The 26,638-nt window shown below is 72.6% G+C and carries 28 protein-coding genes and 1 riboswitch; of the genes, 7 read left to right on the forward strand and 21 right to left on the reverse strand.

Annotated elements, in window-relative coordinates:
- Positions 1 to 77: 77 nt before the first annotated feature.
- Entirely contained in the window at positions 78 to 2,645 is a 2,568-nt protein-coding gene (locus tag ACTWJ9_RS29095) for an ABC transporter permease (RefSeq protein WP_443294938.1), read from the reverse strand.
- Between the two features lie 4 nt (positions 2,646 to 2,649).
- Entirely contained in the window at positions 2,650 to 3,534 is an 885-nt protein-coding gene (locus ACTWJ9_RS29100; RefSeq protein WP_443294939.1) for an ABC transporter ATP-binding protein, read from the reverse strand.
- Between the two features lie 269 nt (positions 3,535 to 3,803).
- Here ACTWJ9_RS29100 and ACTWJ9_RS29105 point away from each other — a divergent pair, with 269 nt between their 5' ends.
- The gene (locus ACTWJ9_RS29105) at positions 3,804 to 4,082 is read left to right on the forward strand and encodes a toxin-antitoxin system HicB family antitoxin (protein ID WP_279337237.1); all 279 of its coding nucleotides are present in this window, start codon (positions 3,804 to 3,806) and stop codon (positions 4,080 to 4,082) included.
- Positions 4,083 to 4,086: 4 nt separating this feature from the next.
- Positions 4,087 to 4,461 (forward strand): fic family toxin-antitoxin system, toxin component, encoded by a 375-nt coding sequence (locus tag ACTWJ9_RS29110; RefSeq protein ID WP_279337238.1) that lies wholly within the window; start codon positions 4,087 to 4,089, stop codon positions 4,459 to 4,461.
- Here the strand turns inward: ACTWJ9_RS29110 and ACTWJ9_RS29115 are convergent, their stop codons facing one another.
- The 4 genes from ACTWJ9_RS29115 to bioB all read right to left on the reverse strand — a co-directional run bounded on the left by ACTWJ9_RS29115 (position 4,462) and on the right by bioB (position 8,554).
- Positions 4,462 to 5,166: a class I SAM-dependent methyltransferase gene (locus ACTWJ9_RS29115; RefSeq protein WP_387036648.1), complete on the reverse strand. Its 705-nt coding sequence runs from the start codon at positions 5,164 to 5,166 to the stop codon at positions 4,462 to 4,464.
- Between the two features lie 146 nt (positions 5,167 to 5,312).
- Positions 5,313 to 6,044, reverse strand: a complete 732-nt coding sequence (gene bioD, locus ACTWJ9_RS29120) for a dethiobiotin synthase (RefSeq protein ID WP_279337240.1) — start codon at positions 6,042 to 6,044, stop codon at positions 5,313 to 5,315.
- A 1-nt stretch (position 6,045) separates the two neighbouring features.
- Entirely contained in the window at positions 6,046 to 7,335 is a 1,290-nt protein-coding gene (locus ACTWJ9_RS29125; protein WP_279337241.1) for an adenosylmethionine--8-amino-7-oxononanoate transaminase, read from the reverse strand.
- Positions 7,328 to 8,554: a biotin synthase BioB gene (gene bioB, locus ACTWJ9_RS29130; RefSeq protein ID WP_279337242.1), complete on the reverse strand. Its 1,227-nt coding sequence runs from the start codon at positions 8,552 to 8,554 to the stop codon at positions 7,328 to 7,330. Before bioB ends, ACTWJ9_RS29125 begins: the two co-directional genes overlap by 8 nt.
- A gap of 146 nt (positions 8,555 to 8,700) precedes the next feature.
- Between bioB and ACTWJ9_RS29135 the strand changes: the two genes are divergently transcribed.
- On the forward strand, positions 8,701 to 9,828 hold the full coding sequence (locus tag ACTWJ9_RS29135; RefSeq protein WP_387036644.1) for an 8-amino-7-oxononanoate synthase: 1,128 nt from the start codon (positions 8,701 to 8,703) through the stop codon (positions 9,826 to 9,828).
- An 88-nt stretch (positions 9,829 to 9,916) separates the two neighbouring features.
- Here the strand turns inward: ACTWJ9_RS29135 and ACTWJ9_RS29140 are convergent, their stop codons facing one another.
- Positions 9,917 to 10,141 (reverse strand): DUF397 domain-containing protein, encoded by a 225-nt coding sequence (locus ACTWJ9_RS29140; RefSeq protein ID WP_279337244.1) that lies wholly within the window; start codon positions 10,139 to 10,141, stop codon positions 9,917 to 9,919.
- Between the two features lie 9 nt (positions 10,142 to 10,150).
- Positions 10,151 to 11,011 (reverse strand): helix-turn-helix domain-containing protein, encoded by an 861-nt coding sequence (locus ACTWJ9_RS29145; RefSeq protein WP_279337245.1) that lies wholly within the window; start codon positions 11,009 to 11,011, stop codon positions 10,151 to 10,153.
- A gap of 211 nt (positions 11,012 to 11,222) precedes the next feature.
- Between ACTWJ9_RS29145 and ACTWJ9_RS29150 the strand changes: the two genes are divergently transcribed.
- Complete coding sequence (locus ACTWJ9_RS29150; protein WP_279337246.1) at positions 11,223 to 11,681, forward strand: ATP-binding protein; 459 nt, start codon at positions 11,223 to 11,225, stop codon at positions 11,679 to 11,681.
- Positions 11,682 to 11,778: 97 nt separating this feature from the next.
- On the opposite strand, the gene ACTWJ9_RS29155 is transcribed toward ACTWJ9_RS29150, so the two are convergent.
- The 3 genes from ACTWJ9_RS29155 to ACTWJ9_RS29165 form a co-directional block, all read right to left on the reverse strand.
- Complete coding sequence (locus ACTWJ9_RS29155; protein ID WP_279337247.1) at positions 11,779 to 12,252, reverse strand: C40 family peptidase; 474 nt, start codon at positions 12,250 to 12,252, stop codon at positions 11,779 to 11,781.
- 3 nt (positions 12,253 to 12,255) lie between these two features.
- Positions 12,256 to 12,386, reverse strand: a riboswitch (cyclic di-AMP (ydaO/yuaA leader).
- 409 nt (positions 12,387 to 12,795) lie between these two features.
- A complete protein-coding gene (locus tag ACTWJ9_RS29160) occupies positions 12,796 to 13,104 on the reverse strand; it encodes a hypothetical protein (protein WP_279337248.1) in 309 nt (102 codons plus the stop codon).
- 7 nt (positions 13,105 to 13,111) lie between these two features.
- Positions 13,112 to 13,747, reverse strand: a complete 636-nt coding sequence (locus ACTWJ9_RS29165) for an ATP-dependent Clp protease proteolytic subunit (protein WP_387036641.1) — start codon at positions 13,745 to 13,747, stop codon at positions 13,112 to 13,114.
- Between the two features lie 68 nt (positions 13,748 to 13,815).
- On the opposite strand from ACTWJ9_RS29165, the gene ACTWJ9_RS29170 reads away from it, so the two are divergent.
- On the forward strand, positions 13,816 to 14,112 hold the full coding sequence (locus tag ACTWJ9_RS29170; RefSeq protein WP_279337250.1) for a type II toxin-antitoxin system Phd/YefM family antitoxin: 297 nt from the start codon (positions 13,816 to 13,818) through the stop codon (positions 14,110 to 14,112).
- Positions 14,113 to 14,196: 84 nt separating this feature from the next.
- On the opposite strand, the gene ACTWJ9_RS29175 is transcribed toward ACTWJ9_RS29170, so the two are convergent.
- On the reverse strand, positions 14,197 to 14,922 hold the full coding sequence (locus ACTWJ9_RS29175; RefSeq protein ID WP_279337251.1) for a lysophospholipid acyltransferase family protein: 726 nt from the start codon (positions 14,920 to 14,922) through the stop codon (positions 14,197 to 14,199).
- Positions 14,923 to 15,146: 224 nt separating this feature from the next.
- On the opposite strand from ACTWJ9_RS29175, the gene ACTWJ9_RS29180 reads away from it, so the two are divergent.
- The gene (locus tag ACTWJ9_RS29180) at positions 15,147 to 15,602 is read left to right on the forward strand and encodes an RpiB/LacA/LacB family sugar-phosphate isomerase (protein ID WP_279337252.1); all 456 of its coding nucleotides are present in this window, start codon (positions 15,147 to 15,149) and stop codon (positions 15,600 to 15,602) included.
- A gap of 24 nt (positions 15,603 to 15,626) precedes the next feature.
- Here the strand turns inward: ACTWJ9_RS29180 and ACTWJ9_RS29185 are convergent, their stop codons facing one another.
- From ACTWJ9_RS29185 to ACTWJ9_RS29205, 5 genes are all read right to left on the reverse strand, one after another.
- Complete coding sequence (locus ACTWJ9_RS29185; RefSeq protein WP_387035419.1) at positions 15,627 to 16,853, reverse strand: PP2C family protein-serine/threonine phosphatase; 1,227 nt, start codon at positions 16,851 to 16,853, stop codon at positions 15,627 to 15,629.
- 24 nt (positions 16,854 to 16,877) lie between these two features.
- Positions 16,878 to 19,400 carry a SpoIIE family protein phosphatase gene (locus ACTWJ9_RS29190; protein WP_279337254.1) on the reverse strand — a complete coding sequence of 841 codons (2,523 nt, stop codon included), beginning with the start codon at positions 19,398 to 19,400 and terminating at the stop codon, positions 16,878 to 16,880.
- Positions 19,401 to 19,573: 173 nt separating this feature from the next.
- A complete protein-coding gene (gene rocD, locus ACTWJ9_RS29195; RefSeq protein ID WP_279337255.1) occupies positions 19,574 to 20,800 on the reverse strand; it encodes an ornithine--oxo-acid transaminase in 1,227 nt (408 codons plus the stop codon).
- Positions 20,797 to 21,609, reverse strand: a complete 813-nt coding sequence (gene ddaH / locus ACTWJ9_RS29200; RefSeq protein WP_341483703.1) for a dimethylargininase — start codon at positions 21,607 to 21,609, stop codon at positions 20,797 to 20,799. Before ddaH ends, rocD begins: the two co-directional genes overlap by 4 nt.
- A gap of 144 nt (positions 21,610 to 21,753) precedes the next feature.
- Positions 21,754 to 22,248 (reverse strand): Lrp/AsnC family transcriptional regulator, encoded by a 495-nt coding sequence (locus ACTWJ9_RS29205; RefSeq protein WP_279337256.1) that lies wholly within the window; start codon positions 22,246 to 22,248, stop codon positions 21,754 to 21,756.
- 74 nt (positions 22,249 to 22,322) lie between these two features.
- Between ACTWJ9_RS29205 and ACTWJ9_RS29210 the strand changes: the two genes are divergently transcribed.
- Positions 22,323 to 22,499: a hypothetical protein gene (locus ACTWJ9_RS29210; protein WP_279337257.1), complete on the forward strand. Its 177-nt coding sequence runs from the start codon at positions 22,323 to 22,325 to the stop codon at positions 22,497 to 22,499.
- Positions 22,500 to 22,520: 21 nt separating this feature from the next.
- Here ACTWJ9_RS29210 and ACTWJ9_RS29215 read toward each other — a convergent pair whose 3' ends face one another.
- From ACTWJ9_RS29215 to ACTWJ9_RS29230, 4 genes are read right to left on the reverse strand one after another with little or no spacing between them, the layout of a single operon-like run.
- A complete protein-coding gene (locus tag ACTWJ9_RS29215; protein WP_279337258.1) occupies positions 22,521 to 23,726 on the reverse strand; it encodes a sensor histidine kinase in 1,206 nt (401 codons plus the stop codon).
- Positions 23,723 to 25,435 (reverse strand): sodium/solute symporter, encoded by a 1,713-nt coding sequence (locus tag ACTWJ9_RS29220; protein WP_279337259.1) that lies wholly within the window; start codon positions 25,433 to 25,435, stop codon positions 23,723 to 23,725. The genes ACTWJ9_RS29215 and ACTWJ9_RS29220 overlap by 4 nt, the downstream gene beginning before the upstream one ends.
- 25 nt (positions 25,436 to 25,460) lie before the next feature.
- The gene (locus tag ACTWJ9_RS29225) at positions 25,461 to 25,820 is read right to left on the reverse strand and encodes a hypothetical protein (protein WP_279337260.1); all 360 of its coding nucleotides are present in this window, start codon (positions 25,818 to 25,820) and stop codon (positions 25,461 to 25,463) included.
- 9 nt (positions 25,821 to 25,829) lie between these two features.
- Positions 25,830 to 26,612: a LytR/AlgR family response regulator transcription factor gene (locus tag ACTWJ9_RS29230; protein WP_279337261.1), complete on the reverse strand. Its 783-nt coding sequence runs from the start codon at positions 26,610 to 26,612 to the stop codon at positions 25,830 to 25,832.
- Positions 26,613 to 26,638: the final 26 nt, after the last annotated feature.

Below are 26,638 nucleotides of genomic sequence, written 5' to 3' on the forward strand. Positions count from 1 at the left end.
CCGGTCCCAGCACGCGGCACCGTCCGCGACACGGAATTCCACGATCCGGACGCCGGTGCGAAAGCCTCGCGCACGTGTCACTCGTGCGCGATCGCCTCCAGGACGTTCATCCGCGACGCGCGGAGGGCGGGCAGCAGCGCCGCGACGACGCCGATCACCGCCGCACCGATGACGACCGCCACGATCGTGCCCCAGGGGATCGCGAGCGCGGTCATGCCCTGCAGCGCCAGCACCTGGTGCATGCAGACGCCCCACACCAGCCCCAGCACGAGACCCAGCACCGCGCCGAACACCGCGATCACCACCGACTCCAGCCGGATCATGCGACGCAGCTGCCGCCGGGACAGTCCGACGGCCCGCAGCAGCCCGATCTCCCGGGTGCGCTCCACCACCGACAGCGCCAGGGTGTTGACCACGCCGAGCACCGCGATGATGATCGCCAGCCCCAGCAGGGCGTAGACGAGGTACAGCAGGACCGCGATCTGGTCGTGCACCAGATCCTTGTAGTCGGCCTGGTCCCGTGCCTGGACCTGCGGGTACGGGGCGAGAGTGGTCTCCAGCCGGTCACGGAGTTCATCCGCGCTCGTGCCGTCGGCGGCGTTCACGTACAGCGCGGAGTCCTGCCCGCCGGGCACGTACTTCTCGACCGTCGCGATACCGAGGAACAGTCCGCCCTGCACGCCGAAGCCCTCACCGCTCTCCATGTCGGTGAGGGCGCCCACGGTCAGCTCGGTGCGCCGCCCGCCCGGGAACTCGACGGGGATCGTGCTGCCCGTCCGGACGCCGTGGTCCGCGGCGAATTTGGCGTCCATGGCGATACCGCCGTCGGCCAGTGCCGCCGCCGTGCCGCCGCTCGCGTAGGTGAGCCGGGCGACGTCGTCGATCCGGTGGTCGTACCCGGCGGCGGTCGTCTCGATCCTCTTCCCGTCCGGCAGCCGCACCGCCACCGGCGCGAACCGCTGCCGTACGACGACGCCCACGCCCTCCGTGTGCCGCACCTTGTCGGTGACCTCCTGGGAGAACGGCAGGAAGTTGGCGTTCTGGACGACGAAATCGGCGCCCAGCGTCCTGTCGATCTGCTCGTCGAAGGAGCGGGACATGGAGGTGCCGGCCACCGACATGCCGCCGACCAGGGCGAGTCCCACCATCAGCGCGGCGGCGGTGGCACCCGTACGGCGGGGATTGCGCAGGGCGTTGCGCTGGCTCATCCTCCCGACCGGTCCGAACAGGGCGGGGAAGGCCCCGCCCAGCACCCGGATCACCGGTCGCACCAGCAACGGACCGGCGACGACGGCCGCGACCAGGGTCAGCACGACGCCCAGCCCCAGCAGGAACGCCGCCGGCGCCGTCTCGGCGGAGACGGCGCAGCCCGCCAGAGCGGCCGCGCCGAGCGCCCCGACGACGGAACCCGCCACCGCGCGGGTCCGCAACGGCCGGCCCACCCCGGCGATCTCGGCGTCGGCGAGGGCGGCCATCGGGGACACCTCCGCCGCGCGGCGGGCCGGAAGGTACGCCGCCACGAAGGTGACCCCGACCCCGACCCCGTACGCCATGACGGGCGTGCCCCACCCGACGACCATCTCCGTGGTGTTCAGGTTCATGCCGAAGACGCTCATCAGCCGGATCAGCCCGTGGGCGAGCCCGATACCGGCCGCCAGGCCCAGCGTCGAGCCGAACAGGCCGAGCAGCACCGCCTCGGTGAGCACCGACCGGCGCACCTGCCGCCGGTCGGCGCCGATCGCCCGCAGCAGCCCGAGTTCGCGGGTGCGCTGCGCGATCAGCATCGAGAAGGTGTTGACGATCAGGAAGACGCCGACGAGCACGGCGATCCCGGCGAAGCCGAGCATCACGTACTTGATCACGGCGAGGAAATCGCCCAGCTCGTCGGTGGCCGTCGCGGCCTGCTCGTCGGCCGTCTCCACCCGGTAGGTGCCGGCGCCGAGCGCCTCGGTGACACGGCGGTCGACCTGCTCGGCGGTCGCACCCGGCGCCGCCTCGACGGCGATGCTCGTGGCCCGGTCCGCCGAGCCCAGCAGCTCGACGGCGGCGACCTCGGGATCGAGGAAGATGAGGGCTGCGCCCGGGTTGGGGGTGGTGAAGGCGGCGATCCCCACGATCTTGACGCGGAAGGTGCCCGGCTGAGCCTGCACCGACAGGGTGTCGCCGATCGCCAAGTCCTTGGCGTCGGCGGTGTCCGCGTCCAGCACGGCCTCCCCGGCACCGCGCGGGGCGCGGCCGGAGGCCAGCTCCGCGACGCTGTGTTCGTCGGCGTACCAGGCCATCGCACGCGTCGGTGCGCCGGTCGTCGGTCCCACCGGCTCGTTGTCGCTGTCGACGACCGTGACGTTCCCGGCCCTGACGACCGGGCGGGCGGACTCGACCCCCTCGATCCCGGCCAGCCGCTCGGCGAGCGAGGCCGGCACGGTCCGGACCTGGCCGGTGGGCACAGCCGCTTCCAGGTCGTCCGGGGGTGACACGGTCACGTCGGCGGAGGTGGAGGCGAAGAGCCGGTCGAAGGTGTGGGCGACGGTGTCGGAGAAGACCAGACTGCCCGCGACGAACGCCACGGACAGGACGACGGCCAGCGCGGACAGCAGCAGCCGCCCCTTGTGCGAGAGGAAACTCCTGAGCGTCGCCTTCAGCACGGTCTCAGCCCTTGCCGGGGACCGACTCGTCGGGCCGCCCGGCCCCGTCGCCGACGAGGCCGGGAGCGAGGCCGGGAGCGAGGCCGGGAGCGGGGCCGTCGTCGTCGCTCTGGGCGCGGAGCACGTCGAACCGCTTCATCCGCTCCAGCACCGCCTCCGCCGTGGGCCGACGCATCTCGTCGACGATCCGGCCGTCCGCCAGGAACAGCACCAGATCGGAGTGGGAGGCGGCGCCCGGGTCGTGCGTGACCATCACCACGGTCTGGTTCAGCCGGTCGACGGCCTCACGCAGAAAGCCGAGCACCTCCAGACCGGCGCGCGAGTCGAGGTTGCCGGTCGGCTCGTCCGCGAAGATCAGCTCGGGCCGGGAGGCCAGCGCCCGCGCACAGGCCACGCGCTGCTGCTGGCCGCCGGAGAGCTGGGCCGGCCGGTGCTTCAGCCGGTTCCGCAGGCCGAGCGTGTCGATGACCTGGTCCAGCCACCTCTCGTCGGGCTTCCGGCCCGCGATGTCCATCGGGAGAGTGATGTTCTCCAGTGCGTTCAGAGTAGGAATGAGATTGAACGACTGGAACATGAACCCGACCCGGTCCCGGCGCAGGCGGGTCAGCTCACGGTCCTTCAACCCGGTGATCTCGGTGTCGCCGAGCCATACCTGTCCGGCCGAAACGTTGTCGAGTCCGGCCAGGCAGTGCATCAGGGTCGACTTCCCGGACCCCGAGGGACCCATCACCGCGGTGAACCGGCCGCGCGCGATGGCCACGTCCACCGAGTCCAGGGCGAGCACGGTCGTCTCGCCGGATCCGTACGCCTTGGTCAGGCCGCGCGCGCGGGCCGCGATTCCGTCCGCCGACGCGAGGCCGGGGGAGTGCTCCGCAGCAGGTGTGGACAAGGCCGCCTCCTTCGTCTGGAGATGTAGAGAGCGATGCAGAGATACCGCGGTGTGGATATGCCGACAGTGGATATGCCGGCATACGGGCAGGTGGGGATCTGCGTATGCGGGCATCGGACCGTGCCGAGGCGTCTGCCGCACCCGAGGCTAGTGTGACCCGCTCCGCACCAAATATCCCCCGCAGGTGCACCATCACCCCATATCGCTGTAAGGGGCACGTTTTACGGCGGCACTTGCCGGTACTAGCGCATCGGCGCTAGCTTCGAGGCATGGCGAAGACCCAGCTGAACGTACGCGTGGACGAGGGCACCGCCCGGGCGGCGCGGGAGCGCGCACTGGCCCGCGGGATGAGCGTCAACCGCTACATCGAGGAACTGGTCCGGCAGGACGCCGGTGAGGTCGGCCACACCTTCGTGGAGGCCGCCGCCGACTTCATGAAGCAGTACGAGAGCGTCTTCGCCGAGGAGTTCGACGGAACCTCGCCCGCGCGGGCGATGCCGGGAGCGGGGGAGAAGAACCCCGAAGGCCCGAGCGAAGGTCGCCGCTGATCCCTTGGACGGTCTGCGCATCGACCTCGCCTGGCTGCTGATGCTCGCCGAACGGCAGACTCCGGGGGACCCCCAGGTCACCGACTGGGGAGCTCTCGTCGCCGCCGTCGCCCGTCACGAGGCCGAGATATTCGACGTCCCCGTCTACGGCAGCCCGCAGGCCCGTGCCGCCGCGCTGCTCCAGCTGCTGCTCCATGTGCCCGCGCTGGAACGCTCCAACGCCCTGTTCGCCTCCGCCGTCGCGTACGCCTACCTCGTCGCCAGCGGTCTGAAGGTCGTCACCTCGCCGGAGCAGGTGCGCGATCTGGCCCGGCTGGTCAAGAACGGCGAGGCGTCCGTGGACGACATCGCCGCCGAGTTGCGCCGCTGGAGCGAGTGATCAGCTCCGGCCGGTCGGCGCGCCGCCCGCCGCATCGGTCGCCGGCCGCCACGCGGTGCCCAGCACGCAGTACGACGTCGGCAGCTTCGGGCCGCTCTCCGGCATCAGCGTCCGCCGGTACGGGCCGATTTCGAACCCTGCCTCCCGCAACGCGCCCACCGGGTCGCGCGCCACATGGCAGCCACCGGCGAGCAGCGGCCACACCGTCCGGTCCAGGGCGCGCTGGGTGAGGCGCATGACCCGGCCGCCGCCCCGGCCGTGCTCGAAGAACCGCACCTCACCGCCCGGCCGCAGCACCCGCCGGAGTTCCGCGAGCGCCCGCGGCAGGTCCCGCACACTGCACAGCACCAGGGAGACCACCGCCGCGTCGAACGCCCCGCTCTCGACCGGCAGCGCCTCCGCCGCACCCGGCGCGACCTCCACCGGGACGCGGGCGCGCAGGGCGGCCTCCACGGCCAGCCGGCGCAGCACCCGTTCCGGCTCGACGGCGACGACCTCCGAGACGGTGCCCGGGTAGTGCGCGAAGTTGAGGCCGTTGCCGGCGCCGACCTCGATCACCCGGCCCGACAGCCCGTCGAGCAGTCTGTGGCGCACCGCGGCCATGCCCCCGCGGGTCTCCGCGGTGACACTGAGCCGGGCGTAGCAGCGGGCGAACAACGGATGGCGCACGGGATCCCGCGCCACCTTCGCGGAACCGGCGGACATGGGGCACCTCCCTGCCGTGAGGAAACCGGGAAGCCCGGGGGGGCGAGGACTCCGTCCCCGGACCGGCCTTACCGCGATTGTCCCCCGCGGAGCCACCCCGCATCCCACCGACGCATCCCCCGACGCATCCCTCGACAGGAGTTCCGCTACGTCCTTTGCCCCCGGCGTGCCTCCCGCACCTGGAACGCCTCCGCGTCCCAGGTGCCGTCCAGCCGGGGCGCGAGCCAGTGCGGTGCCGCGGTCCGGAAGCCGGCCGGGGCGAGGGCGGCCGCCCCTTCCGGCACCGCGCCCAGCAGCGGGACCCCCGTCACGTCCGGCAGGTCCTGCAGGTTGCAGCGCGAGGCCAGATCGGGCTCGGCGGGCCAGCTGCCGATCACCACACCCGCCGGGGCGAGCCCGCGCGAGCGCAGGTGGCCCGCCGTCAGCTCCGCGACGTTCAGGGTGCCCAGGCCCGCCGACACCACCACCAGGACCGGTGCCGCCAGCAGTGCCGCCGCGTCCGCGAGCGTCCCGCCGGCCGCGTCGAACCGTACGAGCAGTCCGCCGGCGCCCTCCACCAGTACCAGGTCGTGCTCGGTGGCCAGCTTGGCGGCCGCCTCGGCCACCTCGTGCGGATGCACCGGTGCCCGGCCGGCCCGGCGGGCGGCTGTGGCGGGCGCCAAGGGCTCCGGGTACCGGGCGATCTCGGTGGCCGTGACGGCACCGGCGAGCCGGGTGATCTCCTCGGCGTCTCCGGGTTCGCCCGGCGCCACACCCGTCTGCGCCGCCTTCAGCACGGCCACCGACCGGCCCGCCGCCAGCGCCGTCGCGGCGAGAGCCGCCGTCACCACCGTCTTGCCGACCTCGGTGCCCGTGCCCGTGATCACCAGTACCGGCATGTCATCCTTCCTGCGTGGCCGCAGCCGCAGCGCACACCGCGCGGGCGATCCGGGCCACGTCGGTGTCACCGGTGACGTACGGCGGCATGGTGTAGATCAGATCGCGGAACGGCCGCAACCACACGCCCTCGCGCACCGCGGCCCGCGTGGCCGCCTCCATGTCCACGGCGTGATCGAGCTGGACGACGCCGATGGCGCCGAGGACCCGCACGTCACGGACGCCCGGCAGGTCCGCCGCCGGGCTCAGCCCGTCCCGCAGGCCCGACTCGATCCGCTTGACCTCCGCGCGCCAGTCCTGTCCGAGCAGCAGCTCGATCGAGGCGCAGGCCACGGCCGCCGCCAGCGGATTGCCCATGAAGGTCGGACCGTGCGCCAGCACCGGTACCTCGCCGCGCGAGATGCCGTCGGCCACCCGCGCGGTGCACAGCGTCGCCGCCATGGTCAGATAGCCGCCGGTCAGCGCCTTGCCGACACACATCACATCCGGGGTCACGGCCGCGTGCTCCGCCGCGAACAGCGCGCCGGTGCGCCCGAACCCGGTCGCGATCTCGTCGAACACCAGCAGCACGTCGTGCGCGTCGCACGCCTCGCGCAGCACCCGCAGGTACGCGGGGGAGTGGAAGCGCATCCCGCCCGCGCCCTGCACCACCGGCTCCACGATCACCGCGGCCAATTCCCCGGCGTGCCGCCCGATCAGCTCCCGCAGGTGGTCGGCGTACGCCTCCTCGTACTCCGCGGGCGGGGCCTCGGCGAACACCTGCTCCGGCAGGACCCCGGTCCACAGCTCGTGCATCCCGCCCTCGGGATCGCAGACCGACATCGGCTGCCAGGTGTCACCGTGGTAGCCGCCCCGCCAGGTCAGCAGCCGCCGCTTCTCGGGACGCCCGAGCGAACGCCAGTACTGCAGGCACATCTTGACGGCGACCTCGACGGACACCGAGCCGGAGTCGGCGAGGAAGACATGCTCCAGCCCCTCGGGCGACATGTCGACTAGGAGTTTCGCCAGCCGGACGGCGGGTTCGTGGGTGAGCCCGCCGAACATCACATGGCTCATGCGCCCGAGCTGGTCGGTCGCGGCCTCGTTCAGCACCGGGTGGTTGTAGCCGTGGATCGCCGACCACCAGGAGGCCATCCCGTCGACCAGCTCGCCCGAGCCGTCGGCGAGCCGGAGCCGCACCCCGGCCGCCGACTCCACGACCAGCGGCTCCCCGCGCCCCGGCATGGGCCCGTACGGGTGCCAGACGTGCCGCCGGTCCAGCTCGAGCAACTCGGACACGGACCGCTCAGGCATTGGGAGCGAGATCCGTTCCGGCGCCCCGGCGGCGGACCGCGACGAGATCGGTACGCGGCCCGTCGGCCCGGCCGGCCCCCTCCGCGGCGGTCCCGGCACCCGCGGGCGCCTCCGCCTGCGCACACCCGCCGGAGGACGAGGTGCCCGCGCAGGCACCGGCACCCGCGGGTGCCGTACCGCAGACACCGCCGCCGTCGTGCGACCCGCACCCGCCCGTCCGGTGCTCGGGCAGAGTCACCTGGTCGGTGCCCTCCACCTCGAACCCGGCGTCCGCGATCATCTCCAGGTCGGCCCGCCCCGCCTGGCCCTCGCTGGTGAGGTAGTCGCCCAGGAAGATCGAGTTGGCCAGGTGCAGCGCGAGCGGCTGCATCGTGCGCAGGTGCACCTCCCGGCCGCCCGCGATCCGCACCTCGACGTCCGGGCACACGAACCGCACCATCGCCAGGATCCTGAGGCACCGCTGCGGGGTGAGGTTCCACTCCTCGGCGAGCGGCGTGCCCTCGAACGGGATCAGGAAGTTCACCGGGACCGAGTCGGGGTCCAGCTCGCGCAGTGCGAACACCACGTCGACCAGATCCGTGTCGCTCTCACCCATGCCGGCGATCAGCCCGGAGCAGGCGGACAGGCCGGCCGCGTGCGCCTTGTGCACGGTGTCCACCCGGTCGGCGTACGTGTGCGTCGTGGTGATGTCCCCGTAGGTGGCCTCGGAGGTGTTCAGATTGTGGTTGTAGGCGTCCGCCCCCGCCTCGCGCAGCCGCTCCGCCTGGCCGTCGGAGAGCAGACCGAGACAGGCGCACACCTCGACGCCCTCGTTGCCCTCCTTGATCGCCTTGATGGTGTCGGAGACCCGGTCCACGTCACGGTCGGTCGGGCCCCGGCCGCTGGCCACCAGACACACCCGCTTGGCGCCGCCCGCCAGTCCGGCCGCGGCCGCCTCCGAGGCCTGCTCCGGCTTGAGCCAGGTGTACTTGAGGATGTCGGCCTTGGAACCGAGCCGCTGGGAACAGTAGGAGCAGTCCTCCGGGCACAGACCCGACTTGAGGTTGACCAGATAGTTGAGTTTCACCCGTCGGCCGAACCAGTGCCGCCGCACCTTCCCGGCCGCGGTCACCACGTCGAGCAGGTCGTCGTCGGACGTCCCGAGGACGGCCAGCGCTTCCTCGCGGGTCGGCGTCTCGCGCCGCAGCCCCTTGTCCACCAGCGTGTTCAGCAGGTTCATGAGAGCCGATCCTGTCCTATTCGACCGCCGTGGCCAAGGAGGGTCCGTACAACAGAGGCGCTTCCGGGTGTGGGTATGGCCACACAAGGGCCCGCCGGCCACCCCGCTAAGGTCTGTGCACTGCCTACAAGAGCCCCGGAGGACCCATGGCGTTCGGCTGGATCGGCGAACAGGCGGAGCTGCGGCGCCGGGCCGGACTCGTACGGACCCTGCGCCCGCGGGCCGCCGACACACCGCTCCTCGACCTGGCGAGCAACGACTACCTGGGCCTGGCCCGTCATCCGGAGGTCACCGAGGGCGCGGCACGGGCCGCGCGGACCTGGGGCGGCGGGGCGACCGGGTCCCGGCTCGTCACCGGCACCACCGAACTGCACACCGCGCTGGAACGCGAACTGGCGGACTTCTGCGGCTTCGAGGCGGCCCTCGTCTTCTCCTCCGGCTACGCGGCCAACCTGGCCGCCGTCACCGCGCTGGCCCCGCACGGCTCGCTGATCGTGTCCGACGCGGGCAACCACGCCTCGCTGATCGACGGCTGCCGGCTGGCCCGCGGCGGGACGCGGGTCGCGGCGCACGCCGACCCGGACGCCGTACGCAAGGCGTTGGACGGGCACGACGGGCCGGCCGTCATGGTGTCCGACACGGTCTTCTCGGTCGACGGGGACGCCGCCCCGCTCACCGCGCTGGCCGCGGCCTGCCGGGAACACGGCGCGGGACTGGTGCTCGACGACGCCCACGGCCTCGGGGTGCTCGGCGGCGGCGGACGCGGCGCCCCGCACGCGGCCGGACTCGCCGGCGCCGACGACGTCGTCGCGACGGTCACGCTGTCCAAGTCGCTCGGCAGCCAGGGCGGGGCGGTGCTCGGACCGGCACGGGTCGTCGAACACCTCGTCAACGTGGCCCGGACGTTCATCTTCGACACGGGCCTCGCCCCCGCGGCCGCCGGCGCCGCACTGTCGGCGCTCCGGCTGCTGCGCCGGGAGCCCGCGCGTGCCGCACGGGCGGGCGAGGTGGCGCGCGAACTGCACGGACGGCTGACGGCCGCGGGTCTTCACGCGGTGCGCCCCGACGCCGCGGTCGTCTCCGTGCGTGCCCCGTCCCCGGAGCAGGCCGTGCGATGGGCGGCCGACTGCCGGGCGGCCGGCCTGTCCGTGGGCTGCTTCCGTCCTCCTTCCGTGCCCGACGGCATCTCACGGCTCAGACTGACCGCCCGCGCGGACCTGTCCGGGGCCGAGATCGAACGCGCTGTACAGGTGGTCGGCGAGACGCGGCCATGAGTCGGCGGGGCACGGCCGTGGGTCGGCTCGGCAGCGGACGGTTCGGGCGGTGGTGCCGGGCGGGCGGTCGGGCCGGCGGTGCCGCCGGTCAGCGGAGCGCGGCCACGAACTTCGTCCAGCTCCCGGGGGAGACGAGCAGTGCGGGCCCGGACGGGGCCTTGGAATCGCGTACGGCGAGCAGCCCGGCACCCGGGCCGGTGGTCGGCCGGGCCGTCTCGACGCAGTTGTTCGCGCCCGTGCTGTAGCTGCTGCGCAGCCACCGCACAGCGTGCAGATCGGTGCTGGAGAGAAGGGTCCGAGGCGGTACGGGCATCGTGCCTCCTTACCCGCCGGCAGCTGTCCCGGCGATGAAATCCAACGAGTCCTCGGGCGAAAGGGCGTGGATCGAAAGGGCGTTGAAGGCCTCCGAGTACACCCGGAGGTCTTCTTTCCGCTCGAGATAGAGGCTACTCGTCAAGTGGTCGAGAACCACAACATCCAGATCGGAAGTGCGCGAAAATGAGAAGATGACGAAAGGGCCGGTGACGCCGATGTGCGCCCCTGCCGTGAACGGCAGGATCTGGAGCCGCACGTGGGGAAGGCGTGCCGCCTCCACGAGCCGGTTCAGCTGCCGGGTCATCACGCCGGGGCCGCCGACCTCCCGGCGCAGCACCGCCTCGTCCAGGACGGCGGCCAGCTCCAGGGGCGGCTCCGTCCGCAGCACGTCCTGCCGGGCCAGCCGTACTTCCACCAGTGCGTCCAGCCGCTCCCTCGAGGCGCCCTCCAGCGCGGCCTCGGTCACCGCCCGCGCGTACTCGGGTGTCTGCAACAGCCCGGGAACCACCGTGGTCTCCAGGGTGCGCATCGCGCCGGCCTGGGACTCCAGGCTGATGAAGTCCCGGTAGGTGGGCGGCAGTACCCCCCGGTAGGCGTGCCACCAGTGATGCCGTCCGTCACTGTCGTCGGACCCCGCCAACACCAGCAGCAACTCCCGCAACTGGCGGTCCGTCAGGCCGTAGGCGTCGAGCAGTAACCGCACATCGGCCGGTTTCGCCCTGCTCGTGCCCGTCTCGATCCGGCTCACCTTCGACTGGTGCCAGCCCACCAGACGGGCCGCCTCACCGCTGGTGAACCCCGCCGACGTGCGCAGCGAACGCAGTTCGGCACCCAGTTTCCGGCGGCGTACCGCGGGACCGTGCTGCATCGTTCCCCCTTACTCCCTCTGGGCCGCCCGTATACGGTCCCTCGTCGCAGAGTTCACCGTTTTGAGCGACAGATATATGCATATCTTGGCCGTATCGTCGCCCACGCCCCGTGGTGATGGCAGTCTGGCGGCGAAGCACCAGTGCGGGACCGTACTCGAATCAGCCGCTCCGTGCCGGACCGTGGACCCGTGGGAAAGGGACGACGTCGCCATGGCAGACCATCTGGAAGCATCCATCACTCTGCCGAGCGATCCGGCCTCGGTCTCCGCCGCGCGTGCCCATGTGATGGACACACTGGCGGAGTGGGGCATGCCGGCGGACACGGACGTGTCCGACACCGTACGGCTGATCGTGTCCGAACTGGCCACCAACGCCGTGCAGCACACCCTCGGGCAGTCACCCACGTTCACGGTGGACATCGCCCTCGACCACGACGAGCGGTTGCGCATCGGGGTGACCGACAGTCATCCGAGGTTCCCCAAGCGGCTCCCCGCCGCGGTCCAGCAGGACAACGGCCGGGGGCTGGTCATCATCCGCTGGCTGACCGCGGAGTGCGGCGGCAGGATGAGGGTCCGCCCGACCAGGGAAGGCGGCAAGACCGTCTTCGTCGTACTCCCGTGGGCCGTCCCGGCCGAGCCGGTCACGGCGGCGGGACGGCAGGAGCCGTAGGGGGCCGCGAGGGAACAGCGCGGCCCCGGCCGCGTCGGTGACCGTCCGACGGAGGGGCGGGGGCGGCGGCAGGGGGGAATGCCGCCGCCCCCGCGGATCAGCCGACCCGGCCGTACCAGACGCTGCGGGTCCAGATCTTCTGCAGGCGTACCACGTCCCCGGTCTTCGGGGCGTGCCAGATCTTGTTCTGACCCGCGTAGATGCCGACGTGGTAGACGTTCTGACCCGAGTGGAAGAACACCAGGTCGCCCGCCTTGCGGCTGGAGGCCGAGATCTTGCGTGTCTTGTTGTACTGCTGGGCTGCGGTACGCGGCAGTTGCTTACCCGCCTTCTTGTACGAGTAGAGGGTCAGGCCGGAGCAGTCGAAGCGGGACGGTCCGGTGGCGCCCCACCGGTAGGGCGCCCCCTTCTTGGCCGCCGCGACCTGGAGGGCCTTGGTGGCCGAACTCGCGGCCGCCGCCTCCGAGGCCGCACCGGGAACCACGAGTGAGCCGCCCACTGCGGCGAGGGTGAGGGCCGAGGCCGTGCCGGCCCGGGCCATGAGAGACGGGACACGATTGAGCGCGGACATGCGCAACCCTTCGTCAGCCGCCTGTGAAGGATGACCTGTCGGATTCGGGCTGGCGAAGTTGCCCGGCCGCACCTGTGCGGCTTCACCCCAAGGGCTGCTCGGCACGGGAATCCCCGCGCCGGCGACCCGTCATGCTCGGGTCCTCCACTCCTGCCGATCCACTCCTGTCGACCGGTCATCCGGGCGGCGGCAGGACTCGGCGTCCGCCCGGATCGCCCCGCCGCGGTGGCGGGGGCTTGTCGTCAGTGAGCGATCTTGGCAATGGTTGGCCCGAAATCCCACCTGAGCCAGGGGTTTGTGTTGTTACTCACCACTCATCCGTTCGGGTGGACAGTGCTGCGTCCGGACTTCCGTCCAGAGCGCCGAGGAGCCCCGGACCAGCATCGGAATGCTTGATTCCGAAAGGGGGCGCGCGCGGTGCGCAACCTTGGCGGCCCGAAAAGAAGTCGTGCGTCTACGCCGCTTGGGGGTAAGCCTTTTGGTCCGTTTCAACTCCGGTGCGGACATGTCACCGGCGCACGCCCCGACCGGGCCGGTAGGGCGTCAACTGCCGGATCCCGGCGGCAGGATGACGCGGGCCGTGCGCCGCTCGCCGTCCAGCACCCGCAACGCGCGGGCCAGGGTGGCGGTGTGCAGTTCGGTCTCGCCGCGCCTGTGCATCAGGGCCAGCGCGTCGCGCAGGGCGACGGCCTTGCCGACCAGTGCCTGCGCGGCACGCAGCCCCCGGTAGGTGTCGCCGTCGCGGGCCGGGTTGATCCGGCCGAGCAGGTCGACGGCCTCGAGGTAACGGTCGATCAGCTCGGCCTCGGCCCGGGTCAGCGCGGGCAGCGGCGGCAGTTCGGGTGGCAGCATCGGCGGCTCACCTCGTACCGGGAGCGGCCCGGAGGCCCTCGCGGCGGGTCACGATCCGGTCCGCGAGGCCGTAGTCCACCGCCGCCCGGGCGTCGAGGACCGTCTCCCGCTCGAAGTCCGACCGCGCCTGCTCCGGGGTGCGGTGGGTGTGCCGGACCAGCATCTCCTCGAGCCGGGCCCGAACGCGTGACAACTCCTCGGCCCGGACGGCCAGGTCGCTCGCCCGGCCCTCCACCGGTTCCGTCAGCGCGGGCTGATGAAGCACCAGCCGCGCCCCGGGCAGCACGTACCGCTTGCCCGGGGTCCCGGCGGCCAGCAGCAGTGCGGCTGTTCCGGCCGCCTGCCCCAGGCAGACCGTCTCCACCTCGCAGGCGACGTAGCGCAGGGTGTCGTGGATCGCCGACATGGCGTGGAAGGAGCCGCCGGGCGAGTTGACGTAGAGGGAGATGTCCCGGTCGGGGTCGCGGTGCTCCAGGTACATGAACTGGGCGATCACGTCGTTCGCGGAGGTCTCGTCGATCGGTGTCCCGAGGAGGATGATCCGCTCCTCCATCAGCCTCGAGTACGGATCCGTGCTCCGGCGCCCGGACGCCGTGTGTTCGGTGAACTCGGGCAGGACATGGCGGGCGGACGGTCGGGTCATGAGGTCCCCTCCTCGTGGCGGCTGTCTGTAAGAAATGTACAGGACGTACGTGGCGTTATGATGGGGGCATGGCCTACGAGATTCCGGTGACGCAAGCCAGGGCTGAACTCGCCGACCTGATCAACCGCGTGGTGTACGGCGGTGAGCGCGTCGTCGTGACCCGGCACGGAAAGCCTCTCGTCGCCCTCGTGTCCGCCGATGACCTGCGACGACTCGAGGAACTCCAGGAGCTCGACGCGCGACGGGAGCCCACCGGGGACCAGGTGGTCAGCACGGTTTCCGGCGTCCACGGGGTGGCGTCCGCCGCACGCGAACAGCAGCGCTTCGGCATCGCCGCCGAACACCGCGGGACGGCCGCTTCGTAAGGCGCCGAGAAGGCCCCGAACGCACCGTCGTGTGCCCCCGCCGCAGCGGCGGGGGCACACGACGGTGCGTTCGGGCGGGGCCGGTCAGTTCAGCGGCATCCGCGGGAGCCGGCGCTTCTGCGCCGCCTTGCGCTCGGCGTCCTCTACCTTGGCGACGGCCGCGTACTGGTCGACGTACTCCTGCTCGGACAGGCTCAGGATGGTGTACATGATCTCGTCGGTGACGGCGCGCAGGATCGCCTTCTCGTCCTCCAGGCCGGCGTAGCGCGAGAAGTCGAGGGGCCTGCCGAAGCGGATCACCACAGGATGGATGCGGGGGAGGACCTTCCCGGGCGGCTGCGCCTCGAAGGTGCCGATCATCGCGCAGGGAATCACCGGGACACCGGCCTTGAGGGCCATCACCGCGACCCCGACCTTGCCCTTGTAGAGACGCCCGTCGTGCGACCGGGTGCCCTCCGGGTAGATACCGAGCAGTTCCCCCTTGCCCAGCACTCCGAGGCCCTCCCGGATCGCGGCCTGGCCGGCGTCCTTGCCGGAGCGGTCGACCGGGATCTGCCCCGCGCTGCGGAAGAAGAACGCCGTCAGCCGGCCCTTGATGCCGGGGCCGGTGAAGTATTCGGCCTTGGCGAGGAAGGTGATGCGCCGTTTGAGTATCGCGGGCATCAGGAAGTGGTCCGAGAACGACAGGTGGTTGCCGGCGACGATCGCGGCACCGGACGACGGCACATGCTCCAGGCCCTCTATTCGAGGCCGGAAGACCAGTCGCAGCAGCGGGCCCAGCAGCACGTATTTGAGCAGGTGGTAGAACAAGAGCGCGCTCCTCGACTCTGGCGGACGGGCTCAGCGGCGTGCTGCAGCAGGTCGACCGGCACGTCGTGGGGGTGCCAGTCTAGGTCCGGGTGAGGGCCCCCGGCAGGCCGGAGGCGGGACGGGGCGGGGCCGGCCGGGCGGCTGAGCGCCCGTCAGCGGGGGTGCCGGCGGGGACGCGTGTCCCGGCCGCCGCCGGCCGCCGCACGCACGAGTAGGCTCGCCCCATGCGGATCTCCGTCTCCTCCGACATGGACGAACCCGTCGCCCGGGCCCTGCTCGCCGAACTGCGCGAGCGCGGCCACGAGGTGCGCGTACACGGCGCCCTGAACCCCGGGGACGACGCGCGGTGGGCGTTCTGCTCCGAGGCGGCCGCCCGCGACGTCGCCGAGGGGGCCGCCGACCAGGCGGTGGTGTGCTGCTGGACCGGCACGGGTGCCTCGATCGCGGCCAACAAGGTGCCGGGCGTACGGGCCGCCCTGTGCACGGACGCCTACACGGCGGACGGCGCGCGCCGCTGGAACGACGCGAACGTGCTGGCGCTCGGCCTGCGGCTGACGTCCGAGCCGCTGCTGAAGGAGATCCTCGACGCCTGGTTCGCCGGGGTGACCGGACGGGACGCCGACGACCGGCAGAACGTGGACCGGGTGGACCGGCTCGACGGCGCCCGGCCCACCGGCTGAGCCGTACCGCCGTCCCGCGGCGGATCACAGCCGGACGACGACCAGCGCGGTGTCGTCGGTGGCGCCGCCGGGCGGCAGCAACTCCCGCAGCACGATGTCGGCCAGCGACTCCGGATCCCGTGTCCGGTGGCGGCGCAGCGACTCGGCGAGCCGGAGCAGCCCGGTGTCGATGTCCTCCCGGCGGCGTTCGACCAGACCGTCGGTGTAGAGCACGAGAGTCGCCCCGGGGGTGAACGTGGTCGACGCCTCGGGTCTGCGCGCCGGTTCGGGACGGGCGTCGAGCGGAGGGTCGGTGGCCCGGTCGAGGAACTCCACCCGCCCGTCCGGGTGGACCAGTACCGGCGGGGGATGACCGGCGCTGCTGTAGTCGATGGTGTGCCGGTCGAAGTCGACGAAGGTGGTGACCGCGGTCGCCGACTCGGCGCCGTCGACCACGTGGGCGTAGCGCGCCACGACGTCCAGCGCCTCGGCGGGCCCCGCCGCGACCCGGGAGGCGGCGGTGAGCGCGCTGCGCAACTGGCCCATGACGCCGGCCGCCTCCAGTCCGTGTCCGACCACGTCGCCCACGGACACGCCGATACGGTGGCCGCGCACCAGGTCGACCAGGTCGTACCAGTCCCCGCAGACGTTGAGCGCGCCCACCGCCGGCCGATAGCGCACGGCGGCCAGGTGACCCACCTGCCGCGGCGCGGGCAGCATGGACCGCTGCAGTGCCAGCGCCACCTGCCGCTCCCGGGCGTGCGCCTGGCGCAGGCGGTTGTTGAGCTCCTGCAGCTCGCGGGCGCGTGTGTACAGTTCGGCCTCCAGGACCCGGCTCTGGTCGACGCCCGCGCGGTCGCGGGCCCGCATCAGCTCGGTGACCTCCTCGACCCGGTGCACGATCAGGACCACGGAGCCGTCGCTGCCCAGCACCGGTGTGTTCACCGGGCTCCAGAAGCGCGCCTCCCACTCGCCGGGCCGCTCCGGGCTCTCGACGTCGTAGCGCTGCAGGGCCATGGTGTCGCGCTCGCCGGTGGCCACGACCCGCAGCAGGGAGGCGCGCAGGTTGTGCGCGCCCGAGGAGTCCGGGTCGTTCGGGTTGTCCGGGAAGACGTCGAACAGGTAGCGGCCCAGCAGTTCCTCCCGGGACCTGCCGGTCCCGTGGACGAACGCCTCGTTGACGTCCGCGTACACCAGATCGGGGGTGAGGAGCGCCACCATGCCGGGCAGGGCCTGGTACACCGCCGCGTAGTCGATCGCCGTCCGTGTCATGGCCACCGCCTCCTGACGAGAGCGTCATTCCGAAGGGAAGGCCGTCTCGAGGGGGAGATCGCCCGGTCCGGTCAGCGACTGCTCGGCCCAGATGACCTTCCCGTCGGGAACGAAACGGGTGCCCCACTGCTGAGCGAGCTGCGAGACCAGCAGCAGCCCGCGCCCGCCCTCGTCCATGGCGCGGGGGTGGCGCAGGTGCGGTGCGGTGGCGCCGCCGTCGAAGACCTCGCAGACCAGCGCCCGCTCCCGGATCAGCCGCAGGCGGACCGGGCCGGCGGCGTGCCGGATGGCGTTGGTGACCAGTTCGCTGACGATCAGCTCCGTGGTGAAGACCAGCTCGTCCAGCCCCCAGTGGGCCAGCTGCCGGGTGGCCGTCCTGCGGGCCTCGGCCACCACGGCCGGATCCGACGGCAGGTCCCAGGCCGCCACCTGGCCGGAGTCCAGGCGCCGGGTGCGGGCCATCAGCAGGGCCACGTCGTCGTACGGGCGGACCGGTACCAGGGCGTCCACCACGGCCCGGCACCGCGTTTCCAGTGAGGGCGCGGCCCTTTGCAGTACCTGTCGCAGCCGGTCCTGGCCGCCCGCGGTCGAACCGGTCTCCGTATCGGTCAGCAGACCGTCGGTGTACAGGGCGAGTGTGCTGCTCTCGGGCAGGGACAGTTCCCTCGCCTCGAACGGCGGGCCGCCCACGCCGAGCTGGGGTCCCGGCAGCAGGTCGACGAAGCCGACCGTGCCGTCGGGCGCCACCAGGGCGGGCACGGGATGGCCCGCGGCGGCCATCGCGCACCGGCCGTCGACCGGGTCGTAGACGACGTACAGGCAGCCGGAGCCCACGGCCTGGCCGTAGTTCCCCTCCGGCTCGTCCGGATCGGTGCCCTCCTCCCGCGCCGACCGCGACACCAGGTCGTCGAGGTGCGCGAGCACCTCCTCGGGCGGCAGGTCCTGAGCGGCCAGGGTCCGCACGGCGGTACGCAGCCGGCCCATCGCCGCGGCGGCGGCGATGCCGTGGCCGGGGACCTCCCCGACGACGAGGGCGACGCGGGCACCCGACAGCGGGATCAGGTCGTACCAGTCGCCGCCCAGACCGGTCAGCTCGTCGGCCGGGCGGTAACAGGCCGACACCTCGACGGCGTCCAGTTCCGGGAGCCGGCGGGGCAGCAGGCTGCGCTGCAGTACGAGCGTCGCGTCGCGCTCCCTGGTGTAGCGCCGGGCGTTGTCCACACAGACGGCGGCGCGGGAGACGAGGTCCTCGGCCAGGGCCAGGTCGTCCTCGCTGAAGAGGTCCGGGCGGCGCCGGAAGAACCCGGTGACACCCAAGGTGACGCCCCGGGCGCGGATCGGCACGATCATCGCGCTCTGCAGACCGAGTTCGAGGAAGGTGGCCTTCCGGCTGTCCGGCGCGCCGTCGATCCACTCCGTGGCGAGCGGGTCGAGCTGCTCCTGACGCCAGGACCGGCCCGTGGCCAGGCAGCGGACCGGCGGTGAACCGGCCAGGAAGTTCGTCACCGAGCCCGACTCCCGGACCTTCCGCGGCAGGTCCTCGTACAGCGACCGGTGGCCCGCGCGGCGCAGCGTCACCCTGTCCGTCTCCGCGAGCGGTCCGGGGGGCAGCTCGGCGCCCCGCACCACCGTCTCCAGCAGGTCCACGACCACGAAGTCCGCGAGTTCCGGGACGGCGACGTCCGCCAGCTCCTGGGCGGTGCGCAGGACGTCCAGTGTGCGGCCGATGCGCTCGCCGGCCCGGTCGAGCAGGGCGAGCCGCTGACGGGCGCGGTGCCGCTCGGTGATGTCCACGACGCTGTAGTAGACGCCCATCGGGCGGCCCCGGTCGTCGTCGAGCCGGGTGAACGACAGCATGTGCGCCGTCTCGCGCAGCGGCGCCGAACGGACCTGGCCGACGTACTCGTGGCCGACCACCGGCTCGCCGGTCTCCAGCACGTGGCGCATCTGCGCCTCGACGGACTCGGCGTCCAGGCCGGGCTGGACGTCGGCGAACCGCAGGCCCAGCCGCCGCTGGGCCGGGCCGCCGCCGAACTGCTCCAGGGCGGTGTTCGACCACACGTACCGCAGGTCCGTGTCCACGATCGCGAGCCCGATCGACGCTCCGGCGACCATCTGCTCGAGCACCACGGGGCTCAGGTCCCAGCCGGCGGAGCGGCTCATGTCCCGGCCGACGGGACCGGCCAGCTCCGACAGCAGCGCCAGCAGGGACGAGCGGCCCCGCGGCTCCATGGTCCGCATGAGCCGGACCATGACGGGGACCGGCCGCCCGTCCCGGTGCCGGGCCGTCATCGGGCCCGCCCAGCCGTCGTCCGCCCGGCAGTGCCCGAGCAGGTCCGGCACCCGCTCGGCGTCCTCGGGGGTGAGCAGCTCGGCCAGCTTCCTGCCCACCGCCTCGACCGCCGGATACCCCAGCAGCCGCTCGGCCGGACCGGTCCAGTTCGTCACGACGCCCTGCGGATCGAGCAGCAGGGGAGCGGCGTCGGCGACGTCGAACCCCTGCCGGGCAACGTCCGGCTCCTCGTGTCCGTGCTCGTGTCCGCCCACGGCCGACCTCTCTGTCGCTGAGAGTGGTCTACCACCTCTTGTTCCCATCTTCACCCGGGAACCGGGCAGGGGGCTTCCCGGGCACCGGCCAAAAACGCCCGTTCCCACCCTCCGGACGGCGCTCACGCAGGTCAGGCAGGTGGGAACGGGCCGACGGCCGGGGTCTGGGCGGGTCAGCCGCCCTGGCCCAGCACCTTGCCCAGCGTCTCCAGAGCCTCCTGGAGCTCCTCGCCCCGGACGGTGAGCGGCGGGGCCAGCCGGATGGTGGACCCGTGGGTGTCCTTGACCAGGATCCCCTCCCGCATCAGACGCTCGCTCACCTTCCGGCCGGTACCCAGTGCGGGGTCCACGTCGACGCCCGCCCACAGTCCGCGCGAGCGGAAGCCGACGACGCCCTTGCCGACCAGGGCGTGCAGCCCGTCGCGCAGCACCACGCCCAGTTCCGCGGCCCGGCGCTGGAACTCGCCCGTCTCCAGCAGCTCCACCACCGCCGTACCGACGGCCGCGGCCAGCGGATTGCCGCCGAAGGTCGATCCGTGCTCCCCGGGGTGCAGCACCCCGAGCACCTCCCGCCGGGCCACCACCGCCGACACCGGGACGATGCCGCCGCCCAGTGCCTTGCCGAGCAGCACCATGTCCGGGACGACCGACTCGTGGTCCACGGCCAGCGTGCGGCCCGTACGGCCGAGCCCCGACTGGATCTCGTCCGCGACGAACAGGCACCCCGCGCGGCGCGTCAGCTCCCGCACGCCCGCCAGGTAGCCGTCGTCGGGGATGTTCACCCCCGCCTCGCCCTGGATCGGCTCGATCAGCACCGCGGCCGTCGTCTCGTCGACCGCCGCCTCCAGGGCCGCCAGGTCGTTGTACGGCACGATCCGGAAACCGGGGGTGAAGGGCCCGAAACCGGCGCGTGCGGTCTCGTCCGTGGAGAAACTGACGATGGTCGTCGTCCGGCCGTGGAAGTTGTCCGCCGCGACCACGATCGTCGCCCGGTCGGCCGGGACGCCCTTCACGTCGTAGGCCCACTTGCGGGCCACCTTCACCGCGCTCTCGACCGCCTCCGCGCCGGTGTTCATGGGCAGCACCATGTCCAGCCCGGTCAGCGCCGCCAGCCGCTCCGCGAACTCGGCGAGCCGGTCGTTGTGGAAGGCGCGTGAGGTGAGCGTGAGCCGGTCCAGCTGGCGGTGCGCCGCCTCGATCAGCGCGGGATGCCGGTGGCCGAAGTTGAGCGCCGAGTAGCCGGCCAGCATGTCGAGGTAGCGGCGGCCCTCCACGTCCTGCACCCACGCGCCCTGAGCGCTCGCGACGACCACGGGCAGCGGATGGTAGTTGTGCGCGAGGACCGACTCCTCCGCACCGATGAGCTCGGCGGACGAACGGGTACGGACGGCAGGGGTCATGAGCGGATCTCCTGGGTGCAGCACTTGATCCCGCCGCCTGCCTTGTGGAACTCGGACAGGTCGACGGGGACGGGAACGTAGCCGCGGGCGGTGAGCCGGGCGGCGAGGCCTGTCGCCTCCGGGGAGAGGAACACATGGCGCCCGTCGGAGACGGAGTTCAGGCCGAACGCCATCGCGTCCTCGCGGGTCGCGGTCACCGCGTCCGGATACAGCCGGGCCAGCACCTCGCGGCTCCCCGGCGAGAACGCCTCCGGGTAGTACGCGATGTTCTCCCCGTCCAGTGCGAACAGGGCCGTGTCCAGGTGGTAGAAGTACGGATCCACCAGCGTCAGGCTGATCACGGGCACGCCGAAGAACTCCTGCGCCTCCCGATGCGCCTCACGGGTGGTGCGGAACCCGGTGCCGGCGAGGATCCAGCGCCCGGCGGGAACCAGGTCGCCCTCGCCCTCGCACACCGACTCGGGACGGTGGACGTCGAAGCCCTCCGCCTTGAACCAGCTCTCGTACGGTACGGACTCGGGGCGCCGCTCGGGCGCCAGGAACAGGGAGCCGAGGACGCGGCCCTCGACGACGACCGCCGCGTTCGCGGCGAACACCATGTCGGGCAGACCGGGCACGGGCCGCACGGTCTCCACGGTGTGACCGTGCGCGCGGTAGACGTCGACCAGCGTCCGCCACTGCCGCTGGGCCAGACAGACGTCGACGGGGCGGTCGGGACGCATCCAGGGGTTGATCGCGTACCGCACGGCGAAGTGCCCGGGGTCGCAGACGAGATAGCGCCGTGGGGACGGCACACGGGGAACGGTCACAGAGGGGTTCCTCCGCTTCCACGCGGTGTCATCAGGGGTGAGTCCACGGTAGAAAGCCACCGGGGCGGGCGACAAGGAACAAGAGGTGCGTGTTCACGCAGGAATACTGCGTGTTCCCGCCGCTCGACGCACGTCCGCTGCGTCCTACCCCGGATCCTGGGGCGCCGGCTGGCTCGCCCCCGCCTCCGGACTCTCCGGGATCAGATGGGACAGCACCATCACGCTGATCGTCTTCCGGATGAACGGTTCCGCACGGATCCGCTCCAGCACCTCCTCGAAGTGCTCCACGTCCCGCGCCCGCAGATGCAGCAGGGCGTCCGCGCCACCGGTCACCGTCATCGCCGCGGCGATCTCCGGGTGGTTGCGCACCACCTCCGCCAGCCGCCGGGGCGGCGCCGCCCCCTCGCAGTACACCTCGACGTACGCCTCCGTGCGCCACCCCAGCGCCGACGGTCGCACCGTCGCGGTGAAACCGGTGATCACCCCCGTCTCGCGGAGCCGGTCCACCCGTCGCTTGACCGCCGTGGACGACAGCCCGACGGCCGTGCCGATCTCGGCGAAGGACGAGCGGGCGTTCGCCATCAGAGCGGTGACGATCTTCCGGTCGAGTTCGTCGAACGGTGCGGGACTGCTGCTCATACCGGCACCGTAACGGCAGAACCGGGGCACCATGGAGGGAAACCGAACACCAGGACCATGAGGAGGGTGTCGCGATGCCCGGTTCCCACAACGGTTCGAACTCGACGAAGACCATGGGAGTGCTCACCATCGGCGGCCTCGTCGCCGTGACGGCCTACACGGTGGCGCTCGGCAGCAACGGATGGCTGTGGTTCGGCTGGGTCGTCCTGGGACTGATCACCCTCGGAATGGTCGCCACGCGCAGCGCCTGAGCCGCCCGTGGCGTCCGGTGCTCACCTCGGCGTGAGCCGCCCCGCCAGATGCACGCCCGGCTGGTACTTCGGCAGCCGGACGGTGACCCGCATGCCCGCGCCCACCGCGGTCTCGATGACGAGGCCGTAGTCGTCGCCGTAGACCTGGCGGAGCCGGTCGTCGACGTTGGACAGGCCGATGCCGCCCGTGTGGTCGACCTCGCGGGCGAGAACGCGCCGCAGCAGGCCGGGGTCCATGCCGGCGCCGTCGTCCTCGATCACCACGAGGGCCTCGGCGCCGGCGTCCTGTGCGGTGATCTGGATGTGGCACTTGTCGGCCTTGCCCTCGAGGCCGTGTTTGACGGCGTTCTCGACGAGCGGTTGCAGGCAGAGGAAGGGCAGCGCGACCGGCAGCACCTCGGGGGCGATCTGCAGGGTGACGGAGAGGCGGTCGCCGAAGCGTGCGCGGACCAGCGCCAGATAGTGGTCGATGGCGTGGAGCTCGTCGGCGAGGGTGGTGAAGTCGCCGTGCCGGCGGAACGAGTAACGGGTGAAGTCGGCGAACTCCAGGAGCAGTTCGCGGGCGCGCTCGGGATCGGTGCGGACGAAGGAGGCGATCACGGCGAGCGAGTTGAAGATGAAGTGCGGGGAGATCTGGGCCCGCAGCGCCCTGAGTTCGGCCTCGATGAGCCGGGTGCGGGACCGGTCGAGGTCGGCCAGTTCGAGCTGGACGGAGACCCAGCGGGCCACCTCCCCGGCGGCCCGGACCAGGACCGCGGACTCGCGGGGCGCGCAGGCCACGAGCGCGCCGTGCACCCGGTCGTCGACGGTGAGCGGGGCGACGACGGCCCACCGCACCGCGCAGTCGGGGGTGTCGCAGCTGAGCGGGAACGCCTCACCGCGGCCGGAGTCGAGGGGACCGGCCAGTCGTTCCATGATCTCGGTACGGTGATGGGCGCCGGCGCCGTCCCAGACGAGGACCTGCTCGCGGTCCGTGAGGCACAGGGCGTCGGTGCCGAGCAGGGAACGCAGCTTGCGGGCGGACCTGCCGGCGGTCTCCTCGGTCAGGCCCGCCCGGAGCGGGGGTGTGGCCAGGGAGGCGGTGTGCAGGGTCTCGAAGGTGGCGTGTTCGACGGGCGTGCCGAGCCCGGCGAGACTGGCGGGCCGGGCGGTGCGCCGGCCGAGCCAGAAGCCCGCGGCCAGCAGGGGCAGCACGGCGACGCACAGGCCCGCCAGGAATCCGCTCACGTGGACACCTCCGTGCGCAGTTCCTCCGGGAGGTGGAACCGGGCGAGCACCGCCGCCGTGCCGGGCGGCACCCGGCCAGGGGTGGCCAGGGAGACCAGGACCATGGTGAGGAAGCCCAGCGGCACCGACCACAGGGCGGGCCAGGCGAGCAGCGCGTGCAGCGCGCCCCGGCCCGGGAAGCCGGCCATGGTCGCGGCGACGGCGGCGAAGGCGGAGCCGCCCCCGACCAGCATGCCGGCCGCCGCCCCGGGCGGGGTGAGCCGGCGCCACCAGATGCCGAGGACGAGCAGCGGGCAGAACGAGGACGCCGACACGGCGAAGGCGAGCCCGACCGCGTCGGCCACCGGCAGCCCGCCGACCAGGATGCTCGCCCCGAGCGGGACGGCCATGGCGAGCAGGGTGCCGAGCCGGAAGTGCCGTACGCCGCGTGAGGGCAGGACGTCCTGGGTGATCACGCCGGCCACGGCCATGGTCAGCCCGGACGCCGTGGACAGGAACGCGGCGAAGGCACCCCCGGCGACCAGCGCGCCGAGCAGGTCGCCGCCCACTCCTCCGATCATGCGGCCGGGCAGCAGGAGCACGGCGGCGTCCGCGCTGCCGGTGAGGGTGAGGTCGGGGGCGTACAGCCGGCCGAGGGCTCCGTAGACCGGGGGCAGCAGGTAGAAGGCGCCGATCAGGCCGAGGACGGCGACGGTGGTGCGGCGGGCGGCGACGCCGTGCGGGCTGGTGTAGTAGCGGACCACCACGTGCGGCAGGCCCATGGTGCCGAGGAAGGTGGCGAGGATCAGCCCGTACGTGGCGTACAGCGGGCGTTCCTCGCGGGACTCGGCCCGCGAGGGCGACAGGGCGTCGTCGGCGCCCCGTCCGGCGGCCGGGACCTCGGCTCCCTCGGCGAAGGTCAGCCGGGTGCCGCCGTCGATGCGGTGGGTGCCGGCGGGCAGACGGAGCTCGGTGCCGGTGTGCTCGCGGCCGTCGACGGTGCCGTCCACGGTCACGGTCAGCGGCCCGGCGAGCCGCAGGTCGAGGGTGTCGTCGATGCGGACGACACGCTGTTCGCGGAAGGCGGCGGGCTCGTCGAAGGCGTGGCTGGGCGCCCCGTCGCTCTGCCAGGCGAGGACCAGGAACAGTGCGGGCACGAACAGGGCGGTGAGCTTGAGCCAGTACTGGAAGGCCTGCACGAAGGTGATGCTGCGCATGCCGCCGGCGGCGACGATGACGGTGACCACGACGGCGACGATCACTCCGCCGAGCCAGCCGGGAGCGCCGGTGAGCACGGTCAGGGTGAGTCCCGCGCCCTGGAGCTGGGGCAGCAGGTACAGCCAGCCGACGCCGACGACGAAGGCGCCCGCGAGCCGCCGCACCGTCTGCGAGGCGAGGCGGGCCTCGGCGAAGTCGGGCAGCGTGTAGGCGCCGGAGCGGCGCAGCGGGGCGGCGACGAACAGCAGCAGGACCAGGTAGCCGGCGGTGTAGCCGACCGGGTACCAGAGCATGTCCGGGCCCTGGACCAGGACGAGGCCCGCGATGCCCAGGAAGGAGGCGGCGGAGAGGTACTCGCCGCTGATGGCGGCGGCGTTCAGCCGGGGCCCCACGGTGCGGGAGGCGACGTAGAAGTCGGAGGTGGTGCGGGAGATGCGCAGACCGAAGGCGCCGACGAGGACGGTCGCCAGGACGACGAGCGCGACGGCGGGGACGGCGTAACTGGAGTTCACGGTACCGGCGTTCCGTTCCCCGCCCTCAGCGGTCCTCGACGAGCCGCACGAAGTCGCGTTCGTTGCGTTCGGCGCGGCGCACGTACCAGCGGGCGAGCAGGACCAGCGGGGGGTACAGCCCGAAGCCGAGGACCGCCCACTCCAGCCGCCGGGCGTCCGGGGCCGCGGCGAAGACCAGCGGGAGCGGGCCGATGAGCAGCATGAGGACCGCGAACACGAGGAGACCGGTGCGCAGCTGGATGCGCATCAGGGAGCGGACATAGGTGTGGCCGAGGGTGGTCTGCTCGTCGATCTCGGTCCGCGGGCGGTAGTAGCCGAAGGCGCGGCGGGCGCGGCGGGGCGGGCCGGTGACGACCACGCGGCGTTCGGTCGGGTCCTGGGGCACGCCGTCCCCCTAGCCCGTGGTCCGGCGCATCAGCAGGTCCCGCAGTTCACGGGTGTGCCGCCGGCTGACCTGGAGCTCCTCCGAGCCGATCAGGACGCTCACGGTCCCCGCGTCGAGCCGGAGCTCCCCGATGTGGCGCAGGGCCACCAGGTGGCGGCGGTGGATACGGACGAAGCCGCGCGAGCGCCAGCGTTCCTCCAGGGTGGACAGCGGTATCCGTACGAGGTGGCTGCCGCGGTCGGTGTGCAGCCGGGCGTAGTCGCCCTGGGCCTCCACGTGCGTGATGTCCTCGACGGCGACGAAGCGGGTCACCCCGCCGAGCTCGACGGCTATGTGGTCCGGGTCGGGCTCGTGCACGGGGATGCGCGGGGCACTGCCGTGCTGGGCCGCGCGCCGGGCCGCGGCGCGCGGTTCGGCGACGCGGCGCACCGCTTCGGCCAGCCGCTCCTTGCGGACGGGCTTGAGGACGTAGTCGACGGCCTTGAGATCGAACGCCTGCACGGCGAAGTCCTCGTGGGCGGTGACGAACACGACGAGCGGCGGCCGGGCGAACCCGCCGAGCAGCCGGGCCAGGTCGAGTCCGTCGAGGCCGGGCATCTGGATGTCGAGGAAGACGACGTCGATGGCCTCGGGCCCGTCGGGCCCGGACTCCAGGGCGCGGTTGATGCGGCGCAGCGCCTCGGTCGCGTCACCGGCGCCCTCGGCACTGCCGATGCGGGGGTCCGCGTTCAGCAGGTAGAGCAGTTCCTCCAGCGAGGGGCGTTCGTCGTCGACGGCCAGAGCGCGCAGCATGAGGGTGGAGTCTAGGCGGGAATCCC

Origin of the sequence: Streptomyces sp. GDS52 (assembly GCF_052246875.1) — a bacterium.
Taxonomy (GTDB): domain Bacteria; phylum Actinomycetota; class Actinomycetes; order Streptomycetales; family Streptomycetaceae; genus Streptomyces; species Streptomyces cathayae.

Excerpts from the sequence above, each read along its gene's own strand:
- ACTWJ9_RS29105 (WP_279337237.1), top strand. The coding sequence starts at position 3,804 with ATGGCGAAGACCCAGCTGAACGTACGCGTGGACGAGGGCACCGCCCGG.
- ACTWJ9_RS29115 (WP_387036648.1), bottom strand. The coding sequence starts at position 5,166 with ATGTCCGCCGGTTCCGCGAAGGTGGCGCGGGATCCCGTGCGCCATCCG.
- bioD (WP_279337240.1), bottom strand. The coding sequence starts at position 6,044 with ATGCCGGTACTGGTGATCACGGGCACGGGCACCGAGGTCGGCAAGACG.
- ACTWJ9_RS29125 (WP_279337241.1), bottom strand. The coding sequence starts at position 7,335 with ATGCCTGAGCGGTCCGTGTCCGAGTTGCTCGAGCTGGACCGGCGGCAC.
- bioB (WP_279337242.1), bottom strand. The coding sequence starts at position 8,554 with ATGAACCTGCTGAACACGCTGGTGGACAAGGGGCTGCGGCGCGAGACG.
- ACTWJ9_RS29135 (WP_387036644.1), top strand. The coding sequence starts at position 8,701 with ATGGCGTTCGGCTGGATCGGCGAACAGGCGGAGCTGCGGCGCCGGGCC.
- ACTWJ9_RS29140 (WP_279337244.1), bottom strand. The coding sequence starts at position 10,141 with ATGCCCGTACCGCCTCGGACCCTTCTCTCCAGCACCGATCTGCACGCT.
- ACTWJ9_RS29145 (WP_279337245.1), bottom strand. The coding sequence starts at position 11,011 with ATGCAGCACGGTCCCGCGGTACGCCGCCGGAAACTGGGTGCCGAACTG.
- ACTWJ9_RS29150 (WP_279337246.1), top strand. The coding sequence starts at position 11,223 with ATGGCAGACCATCTGGAAGCATCCATCACTCTGCCGAGCGATCCGGCC.
- ACTWJ9_RS29155 (WP_279337247.1), bottom strand. The coding sequence starts at position 12,252 with ATGTCCGCGCTCAATCGTGTCCCGTCTCTCATGGCCCGGGCCGGCACG.
- ACTWJ9_RS29160 (WP_279337248.1), bottom strand. The coding sequence starts at position 13,104 with ATGCTGCCACCCGAACTGCCGCCGCTGCCCGCGCTGACCCGGGCCGAG.
- ACTWJ9_RS29165 (WP_387036641.1), bottom strand. The coding sequence starts at position 13,747 with ATGACCCGACCGTCCGCCCGCCATGTCCTGCCCGAGTTCACCGAACAC.
- ACTWJ9_RS29170 (WP_279337250.1), top strand. The coding sequence starts at position 13,816 with ATGGCCTACGAGATTCCGGTGACGCAAGCCAGGGCTGAACTCGCCGAC.
- ACTWJ9_RS29180 (WP_279337252.1), top strand. The coding sequence starts at position 15,147 with ATGCGGATCTCCGTCTCCTCCGACATGGACGAACCCGTCGCCCGGGCC.
- ACTWJ9_RS29185 (WP_387035419.1), bottom strand. The coding sequence starts at position 16,853 with ATGACACGGACGGCGATCGACTACGCGGCGGTGTACCAGGCCCTGCCC.
- rocD (WP_279337255.1), bottom strand. The coding sequence starts at position 20,800 with ATGACCCCTGCCGTCCGTACCCGTTCGTCCGCCGAGCTCATCGGTGCG.
- ACTWJ9_RS29205 (WP_279337256.1), bottom strand. The coding sequence starts at position 22,248 with ATGAGCAGCAGTCCCGCACCGTTCGACGAACTCGACCGGAAGATCGTC.
- ACTWJ9_RS29210 (WP_279337257.1), top strand. The coding sequence starts at position 22,323 with ATGCCCGGTTCCCACAACGGTTCGAACTCGACGAAGACCATGGGAGTG.
- ACTWJ9_RS29230 (WP_279337261.1), bottom strand. The coding sequence starts at position 26,612 with ATGCTGCGCGCTCTGGCCGTCGACGACGAACGCCCCTCGCTGGAGGAA.